Genomic DNA, 25010 nt, shown 5'->3' on the forward strand with positions numbered 1-25010 from the left:
TGAGCCATTTCCCATCCACTAAAACTCAAATTTTACAGGTCTTAAAAATAAATCTTTTAATGTTTCTTCTGCATTTTTATTCTCAAATATGATCTCAAATAACGCATTACAAATTGGGAGTTGAACGTCATACTGATTGGATAATTCCATCAATGCCCTTACAGTTGCAACACCTTCTGCTAATCTTCCAAACTCTTTTCCTTCTACTAATAACTGACCGAATTTTCTATTGTGACTATGTTCAGAGAATAACGTTGCTTCAAAATCTCCCAGATGACTTAATCCATATACAGTTACATCATTTCCTCCCATTGCTCTAACTAGCCGAGAGATTTCCCTTGTTCCCCTTGCCATAAGTGAACCTTTTAAACTGCTATAATTTAACCCATCCAACATTCCTGCTGCTATACCCATTACATTTTTTGCTGCAGCACCAATCTCATTCCCAATAAGGTCTTGCCCATAGTAGAACCTAATTAAATCACTATTTAACTCTTGGACAATTTTTTTGGTTACTTCAATATTGTCAGAACCGATAACCATACAGTTTGGTATATTACTCACGAAATCTTGTACGTGCCCAGGTCCAACCCATACTGCAGTATTTACATTTTTTCCAACCTCTTCTCCAAATACTTGGGAAAGTCTTTTTCCACTACTAGCTTCTAACCCCTTCATACACAAAATAAAGGTTTTACCTTGTATTGTATTTAATGTACTTAATTGATTTGCAAATGAACGTAATTCTTGCGCACTAATGGAAATAATTATTATTTCTGCAGATGATATAGCTTTTTCTAATGAATTAGTTAGTGCTACATCCTCTGGTAAAGATAGATAGTCATTTTTTTGAGTCTCTTTTAATCCAATAAAATTCCTGGAGCTTTCTCTCCCCCATAACATAACATTGTGCCCAACTTTATTAGCATACCAAGCTAAAAAGGTTCCCCAACGCCCACAACCTAAAACTGAAATATTCAATATTTCACCCTCATTTTTTTAAAATTCATCATTTACTCTTTTAAAATTGCCCTTCCATCTCTTGAATCTTTACTCTCCATCATCTCAAAGCCCATGCGAAGGCAAGATTTGAATCGCTTATCTCTGGCTTTGCAGAGTCTCTTTTCATCATCTTTGAAAAAAATTCGACAAAATTCGTGTTTTTCTCTTGACGATAGTTTGTGAAATATGTAATATTATAAAGGTCGGATTTGTTCAAAAATATTTCACACTTTTTAATATGCGGGTGTAGTTTAGTGGTAAAACCACAGCCTTCCAAGCTGTTGTTGTGAGTTCGATTCTCATCACCCGCTCCATTACATAGTAACCAACGCAGTGTACCGTTTCGCAAAGAACGTTGCGCTGCGTTTTATTATTTTTCCTTAGGAATTCCCGAGAATCCGATAGGAAGCTTCCCCGCCATGTATTTGAACAAACATGTTCATTAATGATTCTGTTAGCTTTTTGGCGTTTTCCAAATCAGTTGATGGTCTTAGGTAAATGATTTGCAAAGCATTTTTAGTTGCGGTGGTGACGGCAGATCTTTCAGAATCGACAAATGGACTTCCAAACGGTCCGTTTGCATCAGATGTTAAAATAAGTCGCTCGAGAGAATTGCTTCTGCCGTTTAATCCTATATAATCCTCGCCCGCTCTTCCAATACGGATTTCCACTGGTTCCTCCAATAAATCCCTATCATAAAGGCCAATCGGCACCTGATATTGCAACGAGAAAAAATTATATAAGTCAACCGCACTCTGCCCGGACGCAAAGTAATTTTGCTTTTTTACTCTTCTGAACAAAGCTTCGGCCGAATGGCGATACCGGTTCGGATCCTTCCCAGTCTTCTTAAAAACATTCCGCCATTCCTGGATTCCGGGAAGGTCGGTGACACTTTTTTCTTCCAGGTCAAAGAAAATTGATTCTTGAAAAAGCTGAAGCCGCCCTTTTAGCATCTGCGGCGACTCGCCCACTGTTATATTGCTATATTCGATTACCCCGACTTTAAAATTGGGTATCAGTTCTGTTAACTCTGTTGAAACCTGAATTTCCAACGTTTCCACCTCCAAAATTTCCTTAAAATAGTTTATCATAGATAGATGGCTGATAATAATTTTATTACTTCAAATAGATAAATACAGGGACGAAGGGAGGTACAAATAAATGGACATTCAGACATTAAAACAAGAAATCATAGCTTACAGCAAAGAAATCGGTATCGATAAAATTGGTTTCACGACTGCTGACCCATTTACGGAATTGAAAAACCGTTTAATCCGCCAGCAGGAACTGGGATATCAATCAGGATTTGAAGAGCCGGATATTGAAAAACGGACCACTCCTGCATTAATAATGAATGGTGCTCAGTCGATTATTTCGATCGCGTTAGCATACCCTTCAAAAATGACATACCGTGTGGAGAGCAAAAAGGGGGAAAGGCGGGGGATTTATGCCCGCGCTTCGTGGGGCCAAGATTATCATCATATTATTAAAGACCGTCTGCAGAAGCTTGAGGAGTTTATTTTAATGAAGGTTCCAGAAGCGCAGCTGAAATCGATGGTCGATACAGGCGAGCTCTCGGACCGGGCTGTCGCCGAGCGGGCGGGAATTGGCTGGAGCGGAAAAAATTGTGCCATTATTACCCCGGAGTTCGGTTCGTATGTTTATTTAGGAGAAATGATTACGAGTATTCCATTTGAACCGGATTCTTTAGTCGAAGACCAATGCGGCTCCTGCACGAAATGCCTTGAGGCTTGTCCGACGGGAGCATTGATTCAAGGCGGACAGATTAACGCGCAGCGTTGTGTTTCTTTTTTAACCCAGACGAAGGGATTTATTCCTGACGAGTTCCGCGAGAAAATCGGCAATCGTATCTATGGCTGCGATTCCTGCCAGACCGCGTGCCCGCATAACAAGGGAAAGAACTTTCATTTTCATGCTGAAATGGAGCCGGACCCAGAGGCTGTAAAACCGCTGTTGAAGCCTATTTTAAAATTAAGTAATCGCGAATTTAAAAATCGCTTTGGCTATTTGGCAGGATCCTGGAGAGGGAAGAAGCCGATTCAGCGGAACGCCATGATTGCGCTGGCCCATTTTAAGGATGAGACGGCAGTTGATGATTTAATTGAAGTTCTGGAAAACGAGGCAAGTCCCGTTGCGAGAGGGACAGCGGCCTGGGCGCTTGGCAAAATTGGCGGGGACTCTGCAGAGGCAGCATTAGTAAAAGCGTTGGACCATGAAGCAGATATCGAAGTGCGGAATGAGATTGAAAAAGGGTTGAATTTTATTAAATGAAGGAAGAGCAGATAAATGGTTCTGCTCTTTTTACCATTTCCTCGTAAAGTAGACTGAACTGGTTAAAATAGCGCCTTTATTTTAACCGTCCTCATGAAATTTGAGGTGTCCTGGTCAAAATAGGGCCTGTTATTTTTCCCGTTTCATCAAAATAAGAGGTGGACCCGTCAAAATCGTTCCCGCAATTAGGGAAATTTACCCCATTAATTAAATACCCCTAACGAAAATTGTCAAACTCTTGATTTTATCCCGCTTCCTTTCATATGTATGAAAGTGAAAGGAGTGAAAAGCCAAATGCGTGATGCCCTTCAGAAGCTTTTTGATTTCAGGGTCCAGCAATTCGTTGCTAATCCAAACCAGCGAAATGCCAAAGACTTTTTTTCAAAAGCCGTGCAGAAACGGGATACTCTCTCGAAAAGGTCAGCAGAAATCGTCAAGGTGAAAGCGTCCGGGAAAATTCTTACCACCACCGATGAAGACGATTTCCAGCAGGTGAAATACCTTGCCCATTATCAATATTTAATCAAACAAAAAGGAAGTTTATATCTTGAGGAAGAGACCGAAGAAAGAATGGCAAAGTTTTATCACGGGGCTTTAATTATGGATGAAGAAATCCACCCGCCATTATATCAGGAGTATCAATCCGAAAACCAGCCCCCATCCGAAGCAGTGCCCCCAGAACCCAATGAAGAACGAATCAGCTACCAATACAACCGACTCCAAGCTGTCCAATACGCGGAGCGCTGGTGGAACAGCTACAATCCCGCCTATAAAAAATTTGAAAACGACTGTACCAACTTTATCTCGCAATGCCTTCATGCCGGGGAAGCTCCAATGCGGGGCTATCCAAACCGCGGCACAGGCTGGTGGCTGCGAAGCCATAATTGGAGCTACAGCTGGGCAGTGGCCCACTCGCTCAAAATGTATTTCGCGCAATCCAAGCTTGGGTTAAGAGCACAAGTGGTATCAAGCCCCGACCAGCTAACATTGGGAGATATCATTTGTTATGATTTTGAAGGGGACGGCAGGTTTAATCATAATACGATCGTAACGGGCAGGGATGCATACGGGATGCCGCTCGTCAATGCCCATACGTACAACAGCCGGCAGCGGTACTGGGCATATGAAGATTCCTCCGCCTATACGCCAAATATTAAGTATAGGTTTTATTCCATAATAGACGGCTAAGGCCCCATTCTTGAAAAAGTGGTATAATAGCTTTTAGAGTTTTTTAAGAGGTGAAATTCATGTCAGTGCACGTTGTCCTATACCAGCCAGAAAACCCATCCAACACCGGGAATATTGCGCGCAGCTGTGCTGCCACCAATACTAACTTACACTTAATCGGGCCATTAGGTTTTTCTTTAGAAGACAAAATGCTGAAAAGAGCGGGGCTAGACTATTGGGAATTCGTTAACTTGGTTTACTACGATTCTTTAGATGTATTTTACGAAAAAAATGCAGGCGGCGAATTTTATTATGTAACGAAATTCGGAACGAAGCCGCATACAACCTTTGACTACAGCGACACCACTAAAGATTATTATTTTATTTTCGGTCGCGAAACAACCGGTCTCCCAAAAGCGGTCATTGAAAAAAATAAGGACGCAGCTTTAAGGATTCCGATGAATGACAAGGTTCGTTCATTAAACCTGTCCAATACCGCAGCGATCCTCATTTATGAAGCACTGCGCCAGCAAAACTATCCAAACCTTAAATAAAAAAAGACTGCCGGAGCAGTCTTTTTTTATTTATTCGAACCTGGTTTGTCGTTGAATCCTGCAGTGAAAATAGCTGATAAAAATGCGATCATAACTAAAATGATTAGAAAAGTACCCATTATGTATATCCCCCTTCTTTAATCAAGTTTTCATTTTATACACATATAATTATTATAGCCTAACTTCCAAAAATGAAAAGGGCAAGTTGGTGAAAAAAGAAAAAGAAAAAGAGTAATACGTCTTGGTTACGCATGTTCGATTGTTAAGGTGCATAGAGTATATTAATCGTCTCTGATTAAACTACAGGGGGAGGGCCTTATGGACATTTTAAAAAAAATCGAGAGATTTCGTGAAGAAGAAGAGAAACTTCGCTGGGAAGGAACGTTTGCCGATTATTTGGAGCTGTTAAAGGAAAAGCCATGGGTTGCACAGTCCGCACATTCTCGAGTTTATAATATGATAAAGGATGCCGGAATCGAAGAAGTTAACGGGACGAAGAAATATAATTTCTTTAGTAATCAGTTATACGGTCTGGAGGAAGCATTAGAACGATTAGTAGAGGAGTATTTCCACCCTGCAGCCAAACGTCTTGATGTTAGAAAACGGATCTTGCTGTTAATGGGACCGGTCAGCGGAGGAAAATCCACACTTGTAACCATGCTGAAAAGAGGTTTAGAAAAATACTCACATACGGATCGCGGCTCTGTATTTGCCATTAAAGGGTGCCCAATGCATGAGGATCCGCTCCATTTGATTCCCCATCATCTAAGGCAGGATTTCTTTGACGAATACGGAATCAGGATTGAAGGCAATCTTTCCCCATTGAATATGATGCGTTTAGAGCAGGATTACGGCGGCAGAATTGAAGATGTTCTGGTAGAAAGAATCTTTTTCTCTGAAGATAAGCGAACCGGGATTGGAACCTTCAGTCCATCTGATCCAAAGTCTCAGGATATTGCCGACTTAACAGGAAGCATTGATTTTTCAACAATCGCTGAATTTGGTTCAGAGTCTGACCCGCGTGCTTACCGTTTTGACGGGGAATTAAATAAGGCTAACCGCGGGATGATGGAATTCCAGGAAATGCTGAAATGTGATGAGAAATTCCTCTGGCATTTATTATCGTTAACCCAAGAGGGGAATTTCAAAGCGGGAAGATTTGCGCTCATCAGTGCCGATGAGCTTATTGTCGCCCATACCAACGAAACCGAATACCGCTCCTTCATCTCCAACAAGAAAAACGAGGCCTTGCATTCACGGATTATTGTAATGCCAATTCCGTATAACTTAAAGGCTTCCCAAGAAGAGCGGATTTATGAAAAAATGATCCGTGAAAGTGATGTTTCCGATGTTCATATTGCACCGCATACGTTAAAGGTAGCATCCATGTTTACGATTCTTACCCGATTAAAGGAACCGAAAAAAGGCGATATCGATCTCATTAAGAAAATGCGCCTTTACGATGGCCAAAGTGTCGAAGGCTTTAATTCCGCCGATGTGGATGAACTTAAGAAGGAATATCCGGATGAAGGAATGAGCGGAATTGACCCTCGTTACGTCATCAACCGAATTTCCTCAACCATTATAAGAAAAGAAGTGCCGTCTATTAATGCATTGGATGTATTGAGGTCATTGAAGGATGGTCTTGACCAGCATCCGTCAATTACCGCTGAACTGCGCGAGCGCTATATGAATTATATCTCTTTAGCACGTAAAGAGTATGATAATATTGCGAAGAAGGAAGTTCAAAAAGCATTCGTATATTCTTATGAAGAGTCTGCGAAAACGCTGATGGATAATTATCTCGATAACGTCGAGGCTTATTGCAACAAAGCCAAGCTGCGCGATCCGTTAACCGGGGAAGAAATCAATCCGGATGAAAAGCTGATGCGTTCGATTGAAGAACAAATTGGCATTTCGGAGAATGCAAAGAAGGCCTTCCGTGAGGAAATCTTAATTCGAATTTCTGCTTTTGCAAGGAAGGGTAAACGGTTCGATTATAATTCCCATGACCGTCTTCGTGAAGCGATCCAGAAGAAGCTGTTTGCCGACTTGAAAGATGTAGTGAAGATTACCACTTCAACCAAAACGCCGGATGAGCAGCAGCTGAAGAAAATTAACGAGGTTGTCGCCCGCTTAATTGATGAGCATGGATACAATTCAACATCCGCAAATGAACTATTACGGTATGTCGGCAGTTTATTAAATAGGTAGGGTTAAAAGACTGGTGGATGTTATTCTGCCAGTCTGTTTTTTTCACTTAACTTTGAAAATTGTCCAGTTACAGCGCCTAGGGCTCGAAGGTCTACAGCCAATCCGTCAAGAAGGCTAAAAAACAGCCTTCTCGCCGGCTCGTCTGTAGCCTTGCGCCCCTGGTCAAGGCGCATCCGTTTTTCTTTTCGGCTCGTCCATTTTCATAGGCGAACGAACCAATTGTCAAAATAATTTGTAAATTATTCTCCCTTTCTGCATAGGATAAAGTAATCCATATTTCTCTTCATTTTTCCATTCTCGTTATTGTATGTTTTTTGATAAAAATGTGTGATTAATTGAAAGATTTCATTTTAAGGAGGGGTTTTCAATGTCTGTAAATAACCATCAATTTGTGATTTCGAAAGAAGATTGGTCCCTCCACCGTAAAGGCCACGATGACCAGCAGCGCCATCAGGAAAAAGTCCAAGAGGCTATTCGCAATAATTTACCAGATCTAATTACAGAAGAGAGTATTATCATGTCTAACGGTCGAGATGTGGTAAAAATTCCGATACGTTCTTTGGACGAATATAAAATTCGATATAATTATGATAAAAACAAACACGTGGGCCAAGGTGACGGTGAGAGTCAAGTAGGGGACGTTGTGGCGCGTGATGGATCAAACAGCGGCCAAAAAGGTCCAGGCAAAGGGCAGGGTGCCGGCGACCAGGCGGGAGAGGACTATTTTGAGGCGGAGGTTTCTCTAATGGAGCTTGAAGAAGCCCTTTTCAAGCAATTGGAGCTGCCAAATTTAAAGAAAAAAGAAGACCAGGAACATCTCGTTGAAAACATTGAATTCAACGATATCCGAAAAACAGGGCTGATGGGAAATATCGATAAAAAGCGGACGATGATGACTGCTTTTAAGCGGAATGCGATGAGCGGGAAACCGGCTTTCCATCCTATTTACAAGGAAGATTTGAAATTTAAAACCTGGAATGAAGTGGTGAAGCCGGATTCTAAGGCTGTGGTGCTAGCGATGATGGATACAAGCGGTTCGATGGGAATATGGGAAAAGTATATGGCACGCAGTTTCTTCTTCTGGATGACCCGTTTCTTACGGACAAAATATGAAACGGTCGAAATTGAATTTATTGCCCACCATACCGAGGCGAAGGTCGTATCTGAGGAGGACTTTTTCTCGAAAGGGGAAAGCGGCGGAACGATCTGCTCCTCTGCTTATAGAAAAGCTCTTGAGATTATCGAAACGAAATACAATCCACGCAAGTATAATATTTATCCATTCCACTTTTCAGACGGAGATAATCTCACATCAGATAATGCGCGCTGCGTAAAGCTGGTGGAGGAATTAATGAAAGTATCCAATATGTTTGGCTATGGAGAAGTTAATCAATACAACCGTCATTCTACTCTAATGTCCGCCTACAAAAACATCAAAGATGAGCATTTCCGCCACTATATCCTCAAGCAGAAAGCAGACGTATTCCACGCTATGAAAAGCTTCTTCCAAAAAGAGGAGAACGAAGTATTTGCATAAAAAAAGGCAGGTGCCGACACCTGCCTTTTTTCGTGCAACGAGATGTAGTGGGTTTTTGAATTATCCAAACAATTAAAATTCTCCTTTAAATTTTGACGAATTTGTGATAGTGTAATCTTAAATAAAGGATTTCCTGCAACAAATAATATAAATGAAGGATTACCTTCGTTTTTCTAGTGAGGTGATGGAATGAACTCACAATCATTTAAACAAAGGATTAAAGAAAAATTCCCTGATTTATCAACAGGTCAAAAAAAAGTGGCTAATTACCTGATTGAACATCTTAACCAAGCTGCCTTTAAAACGGCTTTTCAAATTGGCCGTCAAGCAGCAGTGAGTGAAACCACAGTGATCCGCCTTTCGTATGCATTGGGCTTTGAAAGCTTTAGTGAGATGCAGGCTGTCATTCAAGAAGAGCTGCTCCGCGAAAATCAAGCTGCCATTAGCGAACATACCATTATGCAAATTGGTTCTAGCGATCCTTTTAAAAGAGTCATCTTAAACGAGATTCAAATTTTAAAACAATTGATTAATAGAAGAAATGTACAGGAGATTTGGAAAGCGGTTGATGCACTTATAAAGGCAGATCAAGTGTTAATCGCCGGGCATATGCTATCCCACGCTGCTGCCTATTGGTTTTCCTATATGCTTGGATCGATCAGAGACCATGTAGACTTATGCTCTCCAACAGGGGACTTTATAGAGAAATTATCTAATCTGACTAAAGATTCTGTTGCTGTAGTATTTTCCTTTTCAAGGTATTCCACTCAAACTATGAAGATGGCTGAGTATGTTTCGGAAAATGGAATTTGTTTAATTACGGTGACAGACCGGATGCTTTCCCCAGTTGGGAGAATTTCCGATATTGTCCTGACAACAGAAGAAAATGTCCAAACCGGCAGCAATTCTATTGCGTCGGTCATTAGTTTGGTTGATTTAATTATTGAAGGTATTCACGAAAAAGACACGGAGCGGATTCGGGCCCATCAGCAAAAATTAGAAGAAATGTATTCAAGCTTTAATGTTTTTAGTGAATGATTGCGAGCAGAAATTAGAAATGAGATGTCGATCATGAATCCAATTGATTATATTGAGCAAAACAAAGAATTACTATTTCAAACCTATCACGATTTGCATAGAGTGGCGGAGCCCAGCTGGGAAGAGCAAAAAACATCACAATATTTAGTGAACCGCTTGAAAAATGCAGGTCTTCTCATCAAGACGTTTCCCACCCATTACGGAATTGTCGCCGAGATTCCCGGACAATCCGACCAGGTTATCGCTTTAAGAGCAGATCTGGACGCTCTTGTTCAGGAAGTGGATGGTGTGGTAAAGGCCAATCATTCATGCGGACATGATGCCCACAGTACCATGGTTCTTTATTCTGCCTTGGCTTTAGCTGCGAGTGGCATGAACCCGAAGCATACCCTAAGATTTATTTTTCAGCCTGCAGAAGAAAAAGGCGAAGGTGCCCTACAGATGATGGAGGACGGTGCACTAGAACAGGTTAAACTGTTGTTTGGCGTTCATATGCGCCCGCAATTTGAGGTTCCTTATTCGCATGCCTCACCTGTGATTATCCACGGTTCTGCAGGGACAGTGAAAGGGACGATTAAAGGTAGACAAGCCCATGCGGCACGTCCTCAAGACGGGATCAATGCGATAGAAGCTGCGGCGCTGATTGTCCAGAAACTTAAAGGGATTAAGCTTGAAACCAAGCTGCCTTATTCCATCAAAATGACCCAGCTGCACACTGAGAACGAATCATCTAATGTGATTCCGGAAACGGCGGGCTTTACCATCGATGCCAGAGCCCAATCCAATGAAGTAATGGATATACTAACACAACGGACTCATGAAATCATGGAGCAAGTAATGGAGGAATCGGGTGCTTTTGTTCAGTGGAAGATGGAAGAGTACGTTCCTGCAGCAATTAAGAATGAAAAAGCTATAAAGTTTGCTGAAAACGCTATCAAGGATATTCTCGGGGAACATCAGGTTGTTCCAGTCTGTGTTTCTCAAGGGGGTGAGGACTTCCATTTTTACACAGTGAAAAACCCAGGGCTTCCTGCCACAATGATTGGATTGGGCTGTGGCCTTGCTCCCGGCCTGCATCATCCAAAGATGACATTTCAATTAGAAGCACTGCATTATGGCGCTAAAATCTTAACAAAAACCATAATGCTAGCTTTAGAAGAATACTAAAAAAAAAGAGGTGTTTTATGCAAAATACTGCTCGTAAAGCGGATGCTGTCGTTCAAACTTCACCCCAGGGAAAAGAACATTTAGAACGTAAGCTCAAAACTAGACATTTAACGATGATTGCCATCGGCGGGACGATTGGTACCGGTCTGTTCCTTGCAAGTGGTGCTACCATACATGATGCTGGTCCTGGCGGTGCGCTTGCAGCCTATATGATTGCTGGAATTATGGTTTATTTCCTAATGACCAGCTTGGCTGAAATGGCAGCCCTTATTCCGATTTCAGGGTCGTTTTCGACCTATTCGGCAAGGTTTGTGGACCCCGCTCTTGGCTTTGCAGTGGGCTGGAACTATTGGTACAATAACTCAATCATTCTGGCCTTGGAGTTATCTGCGTCTTCATTAATCATGAAATACTGGTTTCCCAATACACCGGGAATCGTATGGAGTGCAAGTTTTCTAGCTATTATTTTTGCATTAAATATTTTATCTGTTAAAGGATATGGAGAAGCAGAATTCTGGTTTTCACTGATCAAGGTTGTCACGATTATTGTTTTCATCGCCATTGGTTTATTAATGATTTTTGGAATCATGAGCGGTCATACTGACGGATTTGAAAACTTCACAAAGGGGGAAGCACCATTTAAAGGCGGCCTGTTTGCCATCTTCAGTGTTTTCATGGTAGTCGGATTTGCCTTCCAAGGAACGGAAATGGTCGGTGTTGCAGCGGGTGAAAGTGAAAATCCAGAAAGGGATATGCCGCGTTCCATCAAACAAATCTTTTGGCGGATTCTTTTGTTCTATGTTCTTGCGATTTTTGTTATTGGTGCTTTAATCAGTTACAAAGATCCAAATTTATTAGGCGGCGATTTGGAAAATATTGCTGTCAGTCCGTTTACACTTGTGTTTAAACACGCAGGATTTGCGTTTGCTGCTGCGGCCATGAATGCTGTTATTCTAACTTCGGTTTTATCGGCAGGAAATTCCTCTTTATATGTAGGCTCTCGTGTCCTTTGGACGCTTGCTGAGGAAGGTAAAGCACCTAGATTTTTGAAAAAAGTGAGTAAAGGCGGCGTACCGGTTAACGCCATTTATTTGACTACGTTAGTCGGAATGTTATGCTTTCTTACGTCCCTGTTTGGCGACGGAACGGTTTATAATTGGTTATTAAACGCTGCCGGGTTGGCAGGATATCTTTCTTGGTTGAGTATTTCCGTCACCCACTACCGGTTTAGAAAAGCTTATAAAGCCCAAGGCAGAGATATGAAAGACCTGCCTTATGTCGCCAAATGGTTCCCATTAGGCCCTATTTTGGCTACAGCATTATGTTTAGTCGCGATGCTCGGCACCAACTATGGAGCCTTTATCGGCGACAAGATAGACTGGTATGGAATTGCTGTTTCCTACATTGGACTGCCATTATTTATTTTGGGTTATTTAAGTTATAAAATCATGAAGAAATCCAAAATGGTTCCACTTCAAGAGTGTGATTTCAGCCGCGAATAAATTTGCTCCCCAAACCGCCAAATACGGCGGTTTGGCTTTTTGAAAAATTATGAAATAATGAATGATATACATATCAATTGAGGAGGGGACACAAGGTGAAAATAAAACAAGTTAACCTGCGTCATTTAAAGATGGATTTGCTTTATCCATTTGTAACTAGTTTCGGTGCAGAGTATGATAAGGATTTTATCCTTGTTGAAATCATGAATGAGGACGGGCTTGTTGGCTGGGCTGAGAATGTGGCTATGCCGACTCCTTATTATAATGAAGAAACGGTCAAAACCAATTGGCACATGCTGGAGGATTTTCTGATTCCGATTTTATTAAATAGTGAAATTCACCATCCGGATGAACTTGCTGAGAAATTTGCTCATATTCGCGGCAACTATATGGCGAAGGCATGCTTGAATATGGCTGTTTGGGATTTATATGCCAGAGAGCAAAATGCATCTCTAGCAAGTGTGCTGGGAGGAACGAAAAAAATAATCGATGTAGGCGTGAGTATCGGCATCAAGGATTCCATTGAGGCAACATTGGATGTAATTGAACAGCGCCGTGCGGAAGGCTACAAACGCTTTAAGTTAAAAATTAAGCCGGGCTGGGATGTTGAATTAATTGATAAGGTTCGTAAAGTTTTCCCAGATATTCCGCTCATGGCGGACGCTAATTCCGCTTACACCTTAGCGGATATGAATTTATTAAAAGCGCTGGATGACTATAATCTAATGATGATTGAACAGCCCTTGGCGTACAATGATATTATTGACCATGCAGAATTGCAGGCTAATTTAAAAACGTCAATTTGCCTTGATGAAAGTATCCATTCACTTGAGGATACAAAGAAGGCTTTGAAATTGGGAAGCTGTAAAATTATTAACGTAAAGGTCGGCCGTGTTGGCGGTTTAACGGAGGCTAAGAAAATCCATGATTACTGCCTAGAGCGGAATGTCCCGCTTTGGTGCGGCGGCATGCTAGAAGCAGGTGTCGGCAGGGCCCACAATATCGCCATGACCGCCATGCCTGGATTTACTCTTCCTGGTGATACAGCCGGTTCATCACTTTACTGGGCAGAAGACATTATCGAGCCGGAGGTCACGGTCGAAAATGGTACCATCACAGTGCCAACCACACCTGGAATGGGATATGAAGTAAGCATGGATAAAGTTAAAAAATATACTTTATATAGCAAGACATATCGCTGATAGAAATCGACAGGTTTGGGCCTGGCGATTCAGATTGTCGAGATTTTTCTCGGCAATTTTTTATTTTGTCTAAACCTAAAGGAGTTAGGGTTTGGCGAGTAAAATCTTGATTTGGGCGAGTAAATTTTGAAATTAGGCGAGTAAAAGTCAAAAGTTGGCGAGTAAATCCTCAAATCAAGCGAGTAAATTTTAAAAAGGTATTTTTTAGATCTCATATGTTACCTGAGCCAGGCTCGCCGCCTGGCTTTTTGGGGTGAATTCCCCCTGAAAAATAAGTTTGGAAAGTAAATCAGGTATTCCGGTAAGTATATGGCAAAAAAGTGTAAATAAAATCATGAATATGGCAAGTATTTCTCCCCATTTGGAAAGTAACCACACCAAATCGGAAAGTATATCCAAATAAATGGTAATGCGAGGACATTTTCCTCTAAGATTGCTTCGATTATGTCCTTCATGTCCTCATGAGGGGCTGGGGCTTAAAAGAATGAGGGGATAAGATGGGCCTCCATCATCCGAACTTTTTAAAAAGAATCGAGAAATCAATATATTGGAAAGCCAAAAATAAAAGGCCATCGAAAGTTTTTCGACAGCCTTTTATTTCTATTCAATTGATAAAATTCCGCTCTTACCTTGTTCCGCTTTTCCAAGCTTCTTCACATTTAATTTTGTTAAATTTGTGAAGATAACTGGTGTTACAACAGATGGTACGGATTTCTTAACAAAATTCAAATCAAACTTCAAAATCTCTTGACCATTAACTACTTGCTGGCCCTCGTGAACAAGTACGTTAAATCCTTCACCTTTTAAATTAACGGTATCCAAACCGATATGGATTAAAATTTCATAACCTTGCTTCGATTTGATGCCAATCGCATGTTTGGTTGGAAAAACATTCATTATTTCCCCGTCTACTGGTGATACAACAACCCCGTTGGCAGGGATAATTCCAAAGCCGTCACCCATCATTTTTTGTGAGAATACCTGATCAGGAACCTCTGAAAGCGGGATGATTTCCCCTTCAATTGGCATCACAAAGTCTTTATCAGTCAACGGCTGGAGACCGTTTGAAACTACTGGTTTATTTTCTTCAACACTTTTATCGAAATTTACCGCCTTCGTATCCATGTTCTTCATGGCATCGGCGACAAATTCAACCTCAGTACCGACAACAACCTGCAGGTTCTTTTTATTCAATTTCATGATCCCTTTAGCACCATGCGTTTTCAAGGCAGAATCGTTAACTTTATCCATATCCACCACATTTAAACGGAGGCGGGTTGTACAGTTATCAATCGTTGTAATGTTATCCCGACCGCCGATATCATTGATAAAATGATAAGCCATCATTTCATATTTGTTGCCTCCAGCAGTTGCAGCAGCTGGGGATTCAGAAATTTCCTCAGCAGATTCGTCCTCACGTCCAGGAGTTTTAATATCAAGTGCCTTTATTAAGAAATAGAAAATAGCGAAATAAACAACAGCATAAACAAGACCTACAACTAATAACAAGATCGGTTTTTCAGCGATATTGAAATTTAACAAATAGTCGATTGCACCCGCTGAAAAAGTAAATCCATCCCTAATTCCCAAAAGGGAGGTAATCCACATGGACAATCCTGTTAAGACAGCGTGAATTCCGTAAAGAATTGGCGCGATAAACATGAAAGAAAATTCAATTGGTTCAGTAATACCTGTTAAGAATGACGTTAACGCCAGACCGATAAACATCCCGGAAGTTGCTTTTCGCTTTTCCGGCTTAGCGGCAGCGATAATGGCAAATGCTGCTGCAGGAAGTCCAAACATCATAATCGGGAAGAATCCGGTCATGTATCCCCCGGCTGTTGGATCGCCTGCGAAGAAGCGGGCAATGTCTCCAGCTTTGCCTTCAAATTCGCCAAACTGGAACCAGAATAAGCTATTTAATACATGGTGCAAACCTAAAGGAATAAGCAGGCGGTTTAAGAATCCGAAAATACCGGAGCCAACTGCGCCTAATCCAATAATCCAGTTGCCAACTCCATTAATCGCATCCTGGATTGGCGGCCAAACAAAGCCGGCAATTCCCGCTAAAACGACCATCGCTAAGGAGGTAATAATCGGAACAAAACGTCTGCCGCTAAAGAATCCTAACCACTCAGGAAGCTTCACATCACGGTAGCGATTGTAAAGAAGTCCCGCGATGATCCCTGTGAGAATCCCTCCGAGAACACCCATGTTGATGTTTTTATCGATTGCTTTTGTTCCTTCTGTTAAAACTAAATAACCAATTGCACCAGCCAATGCTGCCGCACCATTATTATCTTTAGCAAATCCCATTGCTACCCCAATAGCGAAAATCAAAGCGAGGTTAGCAAATATGGCATTCCCCGCATTGGCAATAAACGGAATATCCAATAAATCCGGCTGCCCAAAACGAAGCAGCAATCCTGCTGCTGGCAATACTGCGATAGGAAGCATGAGAGCTTTACCGATTCGTTGTAAAAAGCCTAACATGATGTTTTCTCTCCTTTTATTAAAAGATTATCCTAGTTGAAAGCGCTTTTCGTGTACAAATATACCACCAACCGATTATAGATGTCTATACCAATTTAAAAGTGTTATTTTTTAAAATTATTCAAATACTTGATAAATCAATGTTTATAAAGGTTGAAAACGCTCTAATTTATTTCCTTAATAAAAATTGGTATAGACAACTAGAAAAAAGTAATGCTACTATTAAGTGAGAATCTGAAAGGAAGTAATGAAAATGAACCCAATAGATAATCTTATCTTAATTAAAGATATAAAAATCTATACAGAAGATCGCATTATTGAAAAAGGATATATAAAAATTGAAAATAACCACATCATTGAAGTTGGGAGATTAGAGGATCTTTCTAATGAAGGAAACTTTGAAATAATTGAGGTTCCTTCCAATTATATTGCGGTACCGGGATTCATTGATGTCCATATCCATGGAGTGAACGGTGCCGATACGATGGATGCAACAAAAGAAGCCTTGGACAACATGGCGTCGTCCTTGCCTGGTGAAGGAACAACAAGCTTTTTAGCCACCACCATGACCCATGAACCAGAACAAATTGAAAAAGCCGTTATCAATGCTGGTGATTATATATCTAATCAACCGGATAAAGGCCAGGCAGAAATTCTTGGGATCCATTTGGAAGGGCCGTTTGTCAATGCCAGCCGCGCAGGAGCACAGCCCGCACAATACATCATAGATCCAAATCTCTCATTATTAAAAGAGTGGCAAGAACGATCCAATGGAATGATAAAACTTGTCACCTTAGCTCCCGAGCGGCCAGGCGGTTTAGAGATGGTCCGTTATTTAAGGGAAAACGGTATTATTGCTTCCATCGGACATTCAGATGCCACCTTTGAAGAGGTAGGGGAAGCAGTAAAAGCCGGTGCCAATCATGTTACACATTTATTCAATCAAATGAGAGGCCTTCATCATCGTGAACCCGGCATAGTGGGTGCAGCCTTTTTGCATGATGAGTTAAAGGCAGAGATGATTGTTGATGGCGTGCATGTTCACCCGGAAATGGTCAAACTTGCCTTTAAACAAAAACAGAGTGAAGGAATTATCTTAATTACTGACTCGATGCGGGCTAAATGCTTGAAAAACGGCCATTATGACCTTGGCGGACAAGAGGTAACCGTGAAAGATGGCAAAGCTACACTTGCGGATGGGACTTTGGCCGGCAGTATTTTGAAATTGGGACATGCAGTAAAAAATGTCCTATCATTTACAGGCTGTACCCTTGAAGAGGCTGTTCAAATGGTTTCCGTGAATCCGGCAAAACAGCTAAATATATATGACAAGAAAGGCAGCATTGCGGCTGGAAAAGATGCGGACATCGTCATTCTTGATCACAATATGGAAATCTTCATGACTCTTTGCCGGGGAGCAGTTGCTTTTAAAAAGGAGGCAGAAAAAAAATGAAAATTATTGAAGTTAAAGATTATAACGAAATGAGTCTGAAAGCGGCGGAATATATCATTGAAAAAGTTATAAACAATCCTAGAATAAAACTTGGTTTAGCAACAGGCGGCACTCCTGTTGGAACTTACAAAAATTTAATTGCCGATCATCGGAAGAACGGAACTTCCTATCAACATGTTACAACATTTAATTTGGATGAATATATAGGGCTTTCCGGCGATAATCAAAACAGCTATCGTTATTTCATGAATGAGCAATTGTTCAACCATATCGATGTCCATGAAAGTAAAACCTTTATTCCGAGCGGGATTGTTAAAGATATGCAGGCTGAATGCCTTTATTATGACGATTTAATCGAAAAACATGGCGGGATTGATTTGCAACTACTGGGAATTGGCCAAAACGGTCATATCGGCTTTAATGAACCGGGAACCTCATTTCGTTCTAACACGCATGTCGTTCAGTTGGCGCCGTCAACCATTCAAGCTAACGCCAGATTTTTTAACAATATAGAGGAAGTACCAACCAAAGCCATTACCATGGGGATTGCTTCCATACTAAGAAGCAAGGAAATTTTACTTTTAGTTTCTGGAGAATCCAAGAATGACGCCATGTTTAAGCTGTTGAATGGGGAATTAACAGAAAATTTCCCGGCCTCTGCTCTGAAAAAACATCCTTATGTTACAATAATTGCAGATAAAGCGGCTGTTGCAGATTTAAAGCTGCCTTGTTAAAGGCAGGCATTAGGACATCAAAACGTCCTGAGTAAAGAGAGAAAGGTGTTAATGGCAAAATGATTAATAAGAACTCCCCCATTCCTATTTATTATCAATTGGAAGAGCATATTAAAGAGTTAATTGAAAAAGGGGAACTACTGCCGGGAGATGCCCTTCCTCCAGAACGGGAATACGCTGAAAAGTATAAAATCAGCCGAATGACGGTGAGGCAGGCCTTTACCCAGCTCGTTAATGATGGCTATTTATATCGCTTGCAAGGAAAGGGAACCTTTGTTGCAGAGCGGAAAATCGAGCAGCCCCTGCAAGGATTAACCAGTTTTACCGAGGATATGAAGACACGAGGAATGATTCCGGGGAGTCAGTTAATTCATTTTGAAATGATTCCGGCATCGATACAAGTTGCCAGTCAGCTTTCCATTTCGGAGTTTGCTCCAGTATATGAAATCAAAAGGATTCGTTTGGCAGATGGTGTTCCCATGGCGTATGAAACGAACTACATATCCGCCAATCTTATTAAAGGACTTACAGAACAAATTGTCAATCAATCATTATATGCCTATATTGAAGGGCAGTTACATTTAAAAATCGACAGCGCCTCTCAGATGATTGAGTCTTCAATTGCGAATCAAAATGAAGCAAAATTGCTTAAAATCAACAAGGGAGCGCCCGTCATGCTCATCCAGCGAAACACTTACTTAAAGGACGGGACCCCTGTTGAGTTAGTAAAGTCAGTTTATCGGGCAGACCGTTACAAATTCATGATTCAGATGAAGAGATAAAAATGATGGAGATTTTGCTATGTTCAATCAATACTTTAAAAAACTAAAAGAGCTATTGACCACTGTTGAAGAGGTGGAAGGAAAAAGCATAAAAGCGGCAGCACACGAGATTGCCAAGTGTATTGAAAATGATGGAATTGTTCATGTATTTGGCTGCGGCCACTCGCACATGATTGGGGAGGAGCTTTTTTACCGTGCTGGCGGATTGGTTCCAATAAACCCCATCTTGATCGAAGACCTTATGCTTCATAAAGGAGCAGTACGTTCGTCTCAACTGGAACAGCAAAATGATTTTGCCGATTCATTTATGGGGAACATCAGTATAGCGCCAAATGATGTCGTCATGATTGTTTCTACATCAGGAAGAAATCCGGTCCCCATTGATGTGGCAAAATGGGCTAAGAAACAGAAGGCCTTTGTCATTGCCATTACTTCACTTGCTTATCCAAAAAATGTTTCGTCCCGACATAAAGACGGACATTATCTGTTTCAAGCGGCGGACCTTGTCATCGATAACCACATTCCTATAGGGGATGCCATGATGGAGCTGCCAGATCTGGAAGTATCGTTTGGATCGGGTTCCACTGTTGTGGGCACAGCAATTGCCAATGGAATCATGGCCGAGGCGGTGAATATGATGGTGGAACATCAGTTTACTCCGCCTATCTTTAAAAGCGGCAATGCTGATGGTTCGGCTAAACATAATCGTGAGTTAATCAATAGATATAAAAACAGAATTCCTATGCTGGATAAATAAAGCATTTAATTACTCAAAAAGCTTGTGAAATCGCGGGCTTTTTTTGTGTTTTAAGACGTTAATTTCCATTAATACTTTCCTTAAGAAATTTAGAAAATAAGTAAGCAAGCGAAAATTTTTTCAAAAGGGGGTATTACAATTGATAAAAAAATCGGTTAGCTTAACTTTAACTGCTATCCTTACAATGGGTTTGGCTGCGTGTAACAATGACAGAAATGACATTAACGATCGTAACAGGGTGAGTCTGGATACGAACAACCGAAATAATGGCATCTTCAATGTTCGTAATGGCAGAGATGATGGGATTGACCATAATGGTCCACTGACGGAAGATTATACAAATAATGACAACAACGACCCGGACTTTGATGCAAATCTGTTTAATGATAATCGAAAAATAAGACGAACCAATGATGATACGGTTTCAGCTTATTTCACAAATTTAGACAGCGATCAATATCCTCATACGAGAGCTGTCTTAATCAGGGATGCTAAATATCAATTTGCCCGTCTCGACCCTAGTCAAGGCAATTGGTTCCAAACTGGAGTAATCGAGCAGGCACAGCCGTTCCTACAGGGACCAAACGTAAACGTGCCGACGCCAGCACCAGCACCTGCACCGAAGCAGACCCAGCCTGTCCCGGCTCCTGCGCCAGCACCAACACCAGCACCAACACCAGCACCAAAGCAGACTCAGCCGGCACCAGCACCAGCACCAGCACCTGCTCCTGCACCGAAGCAGACGACACCGGCGCCGCAGCCTAAGGCACCAGCTAAAAGTACTGCACCGACGACTGGCACAGTCGGTCAATATGCGCAGCAGGTGATTGATTTAACGAATGCCCAGCGGAGCAAAAATGGTCTTCCAGCCTTAAAGGCCGATGCACAGTTAAGTAGTGTTGCTCAAAAGAAGGCCCTAGACATGCAGCAAAACCACTATTTCTCTCATACAAGCCCAACGTATGGCTCGCCATTTGACATGATGAGGGACTTTGGTGTCACTTATAAATCAGCAGGAGAAAATATTGCGCAAGGACAGCGGACCCCACAAGAGGTAGTGAATGCCTGGATGAACAGTGAAGGCCACCGCAAAAACATTCTCAGCCCTAACTTTACCCATATTGGTGTAGGGTTTGAAGAAACAGGCAAGCATTGGTCGCAGATGTTTATCGGGAAATAAATGAAAACTCGCCGATTGGCAAGTCCGTTAGGACGAAGACAGAGGCGTAGTTGAATTTATGCGTTAAGTATAAAGCTTTCGATAGAAAGTTTATACTTATTAGCTAAATGAAAACTCGCCGATTGGCAAGTCCGTCAGGACGGTTCATGAGGCGTAGTTGAGTTTATACTTATTAGCTAAAAACACAGCAAAAAACCGACGGCACGAATGTACCGTCGGTTTTCATCATATTTGTTTTTTCAAAATGGATGTAAGAGTGGGGAATTTGAATAAAAAGGTTGTCCCTATGCCTTCTTTGCTTTCTACCGAAATGGTTCCTCCCATGGCCCGGACAATACTGTAGACAACCATCATACCAAGGCCTGTGCCATTTTTTCCTTTTGTCGAGTAAAACGGCTCTCCAAGCCGTTCGATTTGTTTGCCTGTCATGCCCATGCCAGTATCATTGACACAAATCGTTACATAGGTTTGATTAAATTCTGTAGATACACTCAAATATCCGCCATTTGGCATTGCTTCAATGGCATTTTTTAAAACATTCACAAAGCATTGGCGAAATTTCTGCCGATCTCCTTTAATCATCCCAATAACTGAAAAGTCGGTAATAATCTCAACAGAATTCTGTTTGGCTAAAGGCTGGACAATATTTATGATTTGCTTGAGTTCACTTTTAAGATTAAGCTCCTCGTACGTTTCGATGGAAGGCTTGGCAAAAGTCAAATAATCTTGGATGACTCTTTCTGCAGAATTTAGCTCTTCCTTGACGATAGATAAGTATTCTTTTCTTTTTTGCCGCGGGAGATGGTCATCCTCCAAAAGCTGTACAAATCCGCTTGCCGCCGTCAAGGGATTTCTGATTTCATGTGAAATGGCCGCGCCCATTTGTTCCACTGCTTTTAACTTTTCCGCCTTCACTAATTGCTGTCTCATTTCAATATTTTTTTGAATGAATTCAATAGCATAGGCGATAATTCCAATTCCAAGTGCGGGGATTATTAAATAAGCGACCCAAACATCGAGCCAATATGCATGGGTATCCGTTAATACCATGCCCACTACTGTCAAAGCACTCAGAGTCATTCCGAAGCAAATAGATATGAAAATGCGTCTTTCAGGACCTTGCTTCCAAAACCATGGGAAAATCCTCCAAACAACAATGGCATAGGGAATAAATAGCAGGGTCGTTAAAAACAAGCCAGAATTAATTCCAAAAAAGCTTCTCATAATAATGGCGGCCGCTACTAGAATCGGACCAATACCAATATATAATCCGCCGATGACGAGTGGAATGATTCTTAAATCGAACCTAGCGGAAGAAATAGGATTATAGGAAAATTGGATGCAAATCCAAAGCATCACAATAAAAAATACGATATAAGAGGACTTAGAAAGGGTAATCTTTTTACTTTTGTCGACTAAAATAAAACTGAAAAAGAGAAAGATGATTAAAATGGATAGATTTAAGAAAAGATGTTTTGTTACTTCCATTAACTTCACCATCCAAAAGACCTGTTAGGAAAATTTTACAGGTAAATTCCGCAGGTTTCAACAAATTTTACCTTTTTTTCTCAAAATTACGACAAATATGTGGAAAAAGTATATCGGAGGGATTCAAATGGTTCATTTACTCTATTATGCTACACCCATCTTAGCCGCTTTTATCGTTTTCGGACCCGTCTTTTTATTTAAATCATCAACCATTTCGGAGAATAAATCCAAGTATTATGAAGCATTGACAGAATTGGAAAAGGACCCTAAAAATGAGAAATTAAAATTAAGTGCCATCGAATTGGGACGCAAATTTTACGGTTCTGCAAGAATCACTGGTACCGCAACGACCTTTGATGAAGCCATCATAAATTGTGAAATTTACGCATGCGAAATGAATGAAACGGAAGCGTAGTGCTAAAGAAAAATAAAAATAATCGAGAACGGGGCTAAAGTCTGCGATGCCCCGTTCTTCTTTTTTTAGAATTTAGTCCATTTTTTGTCGAATTTTTGCGCTGACCTAAAAAAAGTATAAAAAAATCTAAAATCAGCAGGGTTAACGATAGGAATGAAAACATTTACAATAATTTTAGAAAGCACTTACAAAATCATGAAGAATTAAAAAAATCAAAAAAAGGAGGAGGATTTGCTAGTGAAAGCGCTGAAACGATTTTGTCTGCTCATAGATAGTCTTTTTGAAAAAGTGGCGTTAGGCTCACTGGTTGCCATGATTATCATCGTAACGCTGCAGGTTTTTACTCGAAAATTGTTTAATTTCGTATTGTTTTGGTCAGAGGAGGTTACTCTTCTGATGTTATGCTGGTTTTCGTTTATGGGAATTGCCATTGGCGTTCGTGAGAAACTGCATTTAGCCATTGAATCCTTTACCACAAAACTGCCACCAGCAGCGATTAACGTCATCGACAAAGTGGTATCTCTTGCTACAATGGCATTCGGTTATTATTTGTTGAAATATGGCTGGGATTTTACCGTTCTAATGAGTGAATCGACTCTGCCAGCAACAAAACTATCCAATGCTTGGGAATATGGTGTTATGCCGATTACAGGATTTATGATGATCATTTACGCTTTCTTGCAATTAATTGGTATTGACACAAGGAGACATAATGTTCAAGGTGGTGGCCACTAACGATGGATCAAACAACGATAGCCATAATTATTTTGCTTTCTAGCTTTGTTATCATGCTGGTGCTGCGTTTTCCGGTGGCACTTACATTGGCAGGTTCAACTGTTCTTACAATGATATATTTGAACATTCCGCTTGAGGTTGTTGGACAACGGATGATTCAAGGTGTAAATTCATTTGCATTATTAACAATCCCGTTCTTTATCCTGGCTGGACAATTAATGAATGAGGGTGGTTTGGCCGCTCGCTTAATTAATTTTGCCATGCTTATAGTCGGCCGTGTACGCGGCGGTTTGGCGATGGTAAACGTTCTTGCCTGTCTATTGTTTGGTAATATTTCGGGTTCTGCTGCTGCGGACGTATCATCTATCGGTTCAGTTATGATCCCGATGATGAAGAAAAAAGGGTACAGTAAGGAATTTGCAACTGGTTTAACTTCCGCTGCTGCGATTCAGGGTGTAGTTGTTCCGCCAAGCCATAACTTAATTTTGTACTCTCTTGCTTCCGGCGGTGTATCCATTGCAACCTTATTTATGGCTGGTGTAGTGCCAGGAATCCTGCTTTGTGTAACGCTTATGGTTGTAGCCCGCATTTTGGCTATCCGCCAAGGCTTCACTCAAACTACTATCATTGAGAAAAAAGATAGACCTAAGGTCATTAAAGATGGAATCATTTCGGTTATGCCAATTGTGATCATCCTGGGCGGAATATTCTCGGGTTGGTTTACCGCATCGGAATCAGGCGCTATCGCTGTTCTGTATGCAGTCATTGTTACTTTCTTTGTCTTCAAGGAAATTCCGTTCAGCCGGATGGGGGCCATCCTGATTCGTACCTTCAGGACAGTTTCGATGGTATTGTTTCTGATTGCAGCATCCAATGCTTTAGGTTATGTACTTTCGTTCCTGCAAATACCTAACATGGTGACAAATGGACTATTAAGTATCTCTGATAATCCGATTATTATCCTATTGATTATAAACGTGTTGCTGCTCATCCTCGGATGTGGCATGGATATGGCACCGCTTATCCTGATTATGACACCAATCTTGCTTCCTGTTGTTACTGCAATGGGCATGGATCCGGTTCATTTCGGTATCATTCTAATGTTGAACTTAGGAATTGGGCTTTTGACACCTCCGGTTGGTACGGTTCTTTTCATCGGCTCTGCAATCGGCGAAATCCCTATCATGAGAGCCGCCAAGGCAATGGCACCGTTTGGATTGGTACTCTTGGCAGCATTGATGCTGTTAACCTATGTACCAAGTCTTTCATTATGGCTGCCTAAAGTGTTAGGTCATTAA

General features: G+C 41.2%; 21 protein-coding genes and 1 tRNA gene. 18 read left to right on the forward strand and 4 right to left on the reverse strand.

From position 1 onward, the window contains the following. Nucleotides 1-18: 18 nt before the first annotated feature. Nucleotides 19-981 (reverse strand): NAD(P)H-dependent glycerol-3-phosphate dehydrogenase, encoded by a 963-nt coding sequence (locus QNN06_RS08040; RefSeq protein ID WP_217033089.1) that lies wholly within the window; start codon nt 979-981, stop codon nt 19-21. A 261-nt stretch (nt 982-1242) separates the two neighbouring features. On the opposite strand from QNN06_RS08040, the gene QNN06_RS08045 reads away from it, so the two are divergent. Then, nucleotides 1243-1316 (forward strand) — tRNA-Gly (locus QNN06_RS08045). Between the two features lie 66 nt (nt 1317-1382). On the opposite strand, the gene QNN06_RS08050 is transcribed toward QNN06_RS08045, so the two are convergent. Then, nucleotides 1383-2054, reverse strand: coding sequence for a B3/B4 domain-containing protein (locus tag QNN06_RS08050; RefSeq protein ID WP_217033087.1), 672 nt, complete (start codon nt 2052-2054; stop codon nt 1383-1385). Nucleotides 2055-2163: 109 nt separating this feature from the next. Here QNN06_RS08050 and queG point away from each other — a divergent pair, with 109 nt between their 5' ends. From queG to menC, 9 genes are all read left to right on the forward strand, one after another. Beyond that, nucleotides 2164-3294 (forward strand): tRNA epoxyqueuosine(34) reductase QueG, encoded by a 1131-nt coding sequence (queG, locus tag QNN06_RS08055; protein ID WP_217033085.1) that lies wholly within the window; start codon nt 2164-2166, stop codon nt 3292-3294. Between the two features lie 294 nt (nt 3295-3588). Further along, nucleotides 3589-4482 carry an amidase domain-containing protein gene (locus QNN06_RS08060; protein ID WP_284037375.1) on the forward strand — a complete coding sequence of 298 codons (894 nt, stop codon included), beginning with the start codon at nt 3589-3591 and terminating at the stop codon, nt 4480-4482. Nucleotides 4483-4541: 59 nt separating this feature from the next. Further along, the gene (trmL, locus tag QNN06_RS08065) at nt 4542-5015 is read left to right on the forward strand and encodes a tRNA (uridine(34)/cytosine(34)/5-carboxymethylaminomethyluridine(34)-2'-O)-methyltransferase TrmL (RefSeq protein WP_284037376.1); all 474 of its coding nucleotides are present in this window, start codon (nt 4542-4544) and stop codon (nt 5013-5015) included. A 318-nt stretch (nt 5016-5333) separates the two neighbouring features. Next, nucleotides 5334-7229: a PrkA family serine protein kinase gene (locus QNN06_RS08070; protein ID WP_213116800.1), complete on the forward strand. Its 1896-nt coding sequence runs from the start codon at nt 5334-5336 to the stop codon at nt 7227-7229. 367 nt (nt 7230-7596) lie between these two features. Next, nucleotides 7597-8766 carry a sporulation protein YhbH gene (gene yhbH / locus QNN06_RS08075; RefSeq protein WP_213116799.1) on the forward strand — a complete coding sequence of 390 codons (1170 nt, stop codon included), beginning with the start codon at nt 7597-7599 and terminating at the stop codon, nt 8764-8766. Between the two features lie 189 nt (nt 8767-8955). Then, on the forward strand, nt 8956-9804 hold the full coding sequence (locus QNN06_RS08080; protein ID WP_284037377.1) for a MurR/RpiR family transcriptional regulator: 849 nt from the start codon (nt 8956-8958) through the stop codon (nt 9802-9804). A 33-nt stretch (nt 9805-9837) separates the two neighbouring features. Next, nucleotides 9838-10971 (forward strand): amidohydrolase, encoded by a 1134-nt coding sequence (locus tag QNN06_RS08085; protein WP_284037378.1) that lies wholly within the window; start codon nt 9838-9840, stop codon nt 10969-10971. 17 nt (nt 10972-10988) lie between these two features. Continuing rightward, nucleotides 10989-12473: an amino acid permease gene (locus tag QNN06_RS08090; RefSeq protein ID WP_284037379.1), complete on the forward strand. Its 1485-nt coding sequence runs from the start codon at nt 10989-10991 to the stop codon at nt 12471-12473. Nucleotides 12474-12568: 95 nt separating this feature from the next. Further along, nucleotides 12569-13675 (forward strand): o-succinylbenzoate synthase, encoded by a 1107-nt coding sequence (gene menC, locus QNN06_RS08095; protein WP_217033078.1) that lies wholly within the window; start codon nt 12569-12571, stop codon nt 13673-13675. Nucleotides 13676-14275: 600 nt separating this feature from the next. On the opposite strand, the gene nagE is transcribed toward menC, so the two are convergent. Next, nucleotides 14276-16168 (reverse strand): N-acetylglucosamine-specific PTS transporter subunit IIBC, encoded by a 1893-nt coding sequence (gene nagE / locus QNN06_RS08100; protein ID WP_213116794.1) that lies wholly within the window; start codon nt 16166-16168, stop codon nt 14276-14278. 253 nt (nt 16169-16421) lie between these two features. Between nagE and nagA the strand changes: the two genes are divergently transcribed. The 5 genes from nagA (at nt 16422) to QNN06_RS08125 (ending at nt 21074) form a co-directional block, all read left to right on the forward strand. Beyond that, nucleotides 16422-17621, forward strand: coding sequence for an N-acetylglucosamine-6-phosphate deacetylase (gene nagA / locus QNN06_RS08105; RefSeq protein ID WP_284037380.1), 1200 nt, complete (start codon nt 16422-16424; stop codon nt 17619-17621). After that, nucleotides 17618-18355 carry a glucosamine-6-phosphate deaminase gene (gene nagB, locus QNN06_RS08110; RefSeq protein ID WP_213116792.1) on the forward strand — a complete coding sequence of 246 codons (738 nt, stop codon included), beginning with the start codon at nt 17618-17620 and terminating at the stop codon, nt 18353-18355. The genes nagA and nagB overlap by 4 nt, the downstream gene beginning before the upstream one ends. A gap of 59 nt (nt 18356-18414) precedes the next feature. Then, the gene (locus QNN06_RS08115) at nt 18415-19137 is read left to right on the forward strand and encodes a GntR family transcriptional regulator (protein ID WP_213116791.1); all 723 of its coding nucleotides are present in this window, start codon (nt 18415-18417) and stop codon (nt 19135-19137) included. A gap of 19 nt (nt 19138-19156) precedes the next feature. Continuing rightward, nucleotides 19157-19894 carry an SIS domain-containing protein gene (locus QNN06_RS08120; protein WP_213116790.1) on the forward strand — a complete coding sequence of 246 codons (738 nt, stop codon included), beginning with the start codon at nt 19157-19159 and terminating at the stop codon, nt 19892-19894. A gap of 139 nt (nt 19895-20033) precedes the next feature. Then, nucleotides 20034-21074: a CAP domain-containing protein gene (locus QNN06_RS08125; RefSeq protein WP_481819245.1), complete on the forward strand. Its 1041-nt coding sequence runs from the start codon at nt 20034-20036 to the stop codon at nt 21072-21074. Nucleotides 21075-21299: 225 nt separating this feature from the next. Here QNN06_RS08125 and QNN06_RS08130 read toward each other — a convergent pair whose 3' ends face one another. Continuing rightward, on the reverse strand, nt 21300-22562 hold the full coding sequence (locus QNN06_RS08130) for a HAMP domain-containing sensor histidine kinase (RefSeq protein WP_284037381.1): 1263 nt from the start codon (nt 22560-22562) through the stop codon (nt 21300-21302). A gap of 127 nt (nt 22563-22689) precedes the next feature. Here QNN06_RS08130 and QNN06_RS08135 point away from each other — a divergent pair, with 127 nt between their 5' ends. From QNN06_RS08135 to QNN06_RS08145, 3 genes are all read left to right on the forward strand, one after another. Continuing rightward, a complete protein-coding gene (locus QNN06_RS08135; protein WP_213116788.1) occupies nt 22690-22977 on the forward strand; it encodes a hypothetical protein in 288 nt (95 codons plus the stop codon). A 237-nt stretch (nt 22978-23214) separates the two neighbouring features. Beyond that, the gene (locus QNN06_RS08140) at nt 23215-23712 is read left to right on the forward strand and encodes a TRAP transporter small permease (protein ID WP_284037382.1); all 498 of its coding nucleotides are present in this window, start codon (nt 23215-23217) and stop codon (nt 23710-23712) included. 2 nt (nt 23713-23714) lie between these two features. After that, entirely contained in the window at nt 23715-25010 is a 1296-nt protein-coding gene (locus QNN06_RS08145) for a TRAP transporter large permease (protein WP_284037383.1), read from the forward strand.

The organism is Neobacillus sp. 114 (assembly GCF_030127045.1).
GTDB lineage: Bacteria > Bacillota > Bacilli > Bacillales > Cytobacillaceae > Neobacillus > Neobacillus rhizophilus.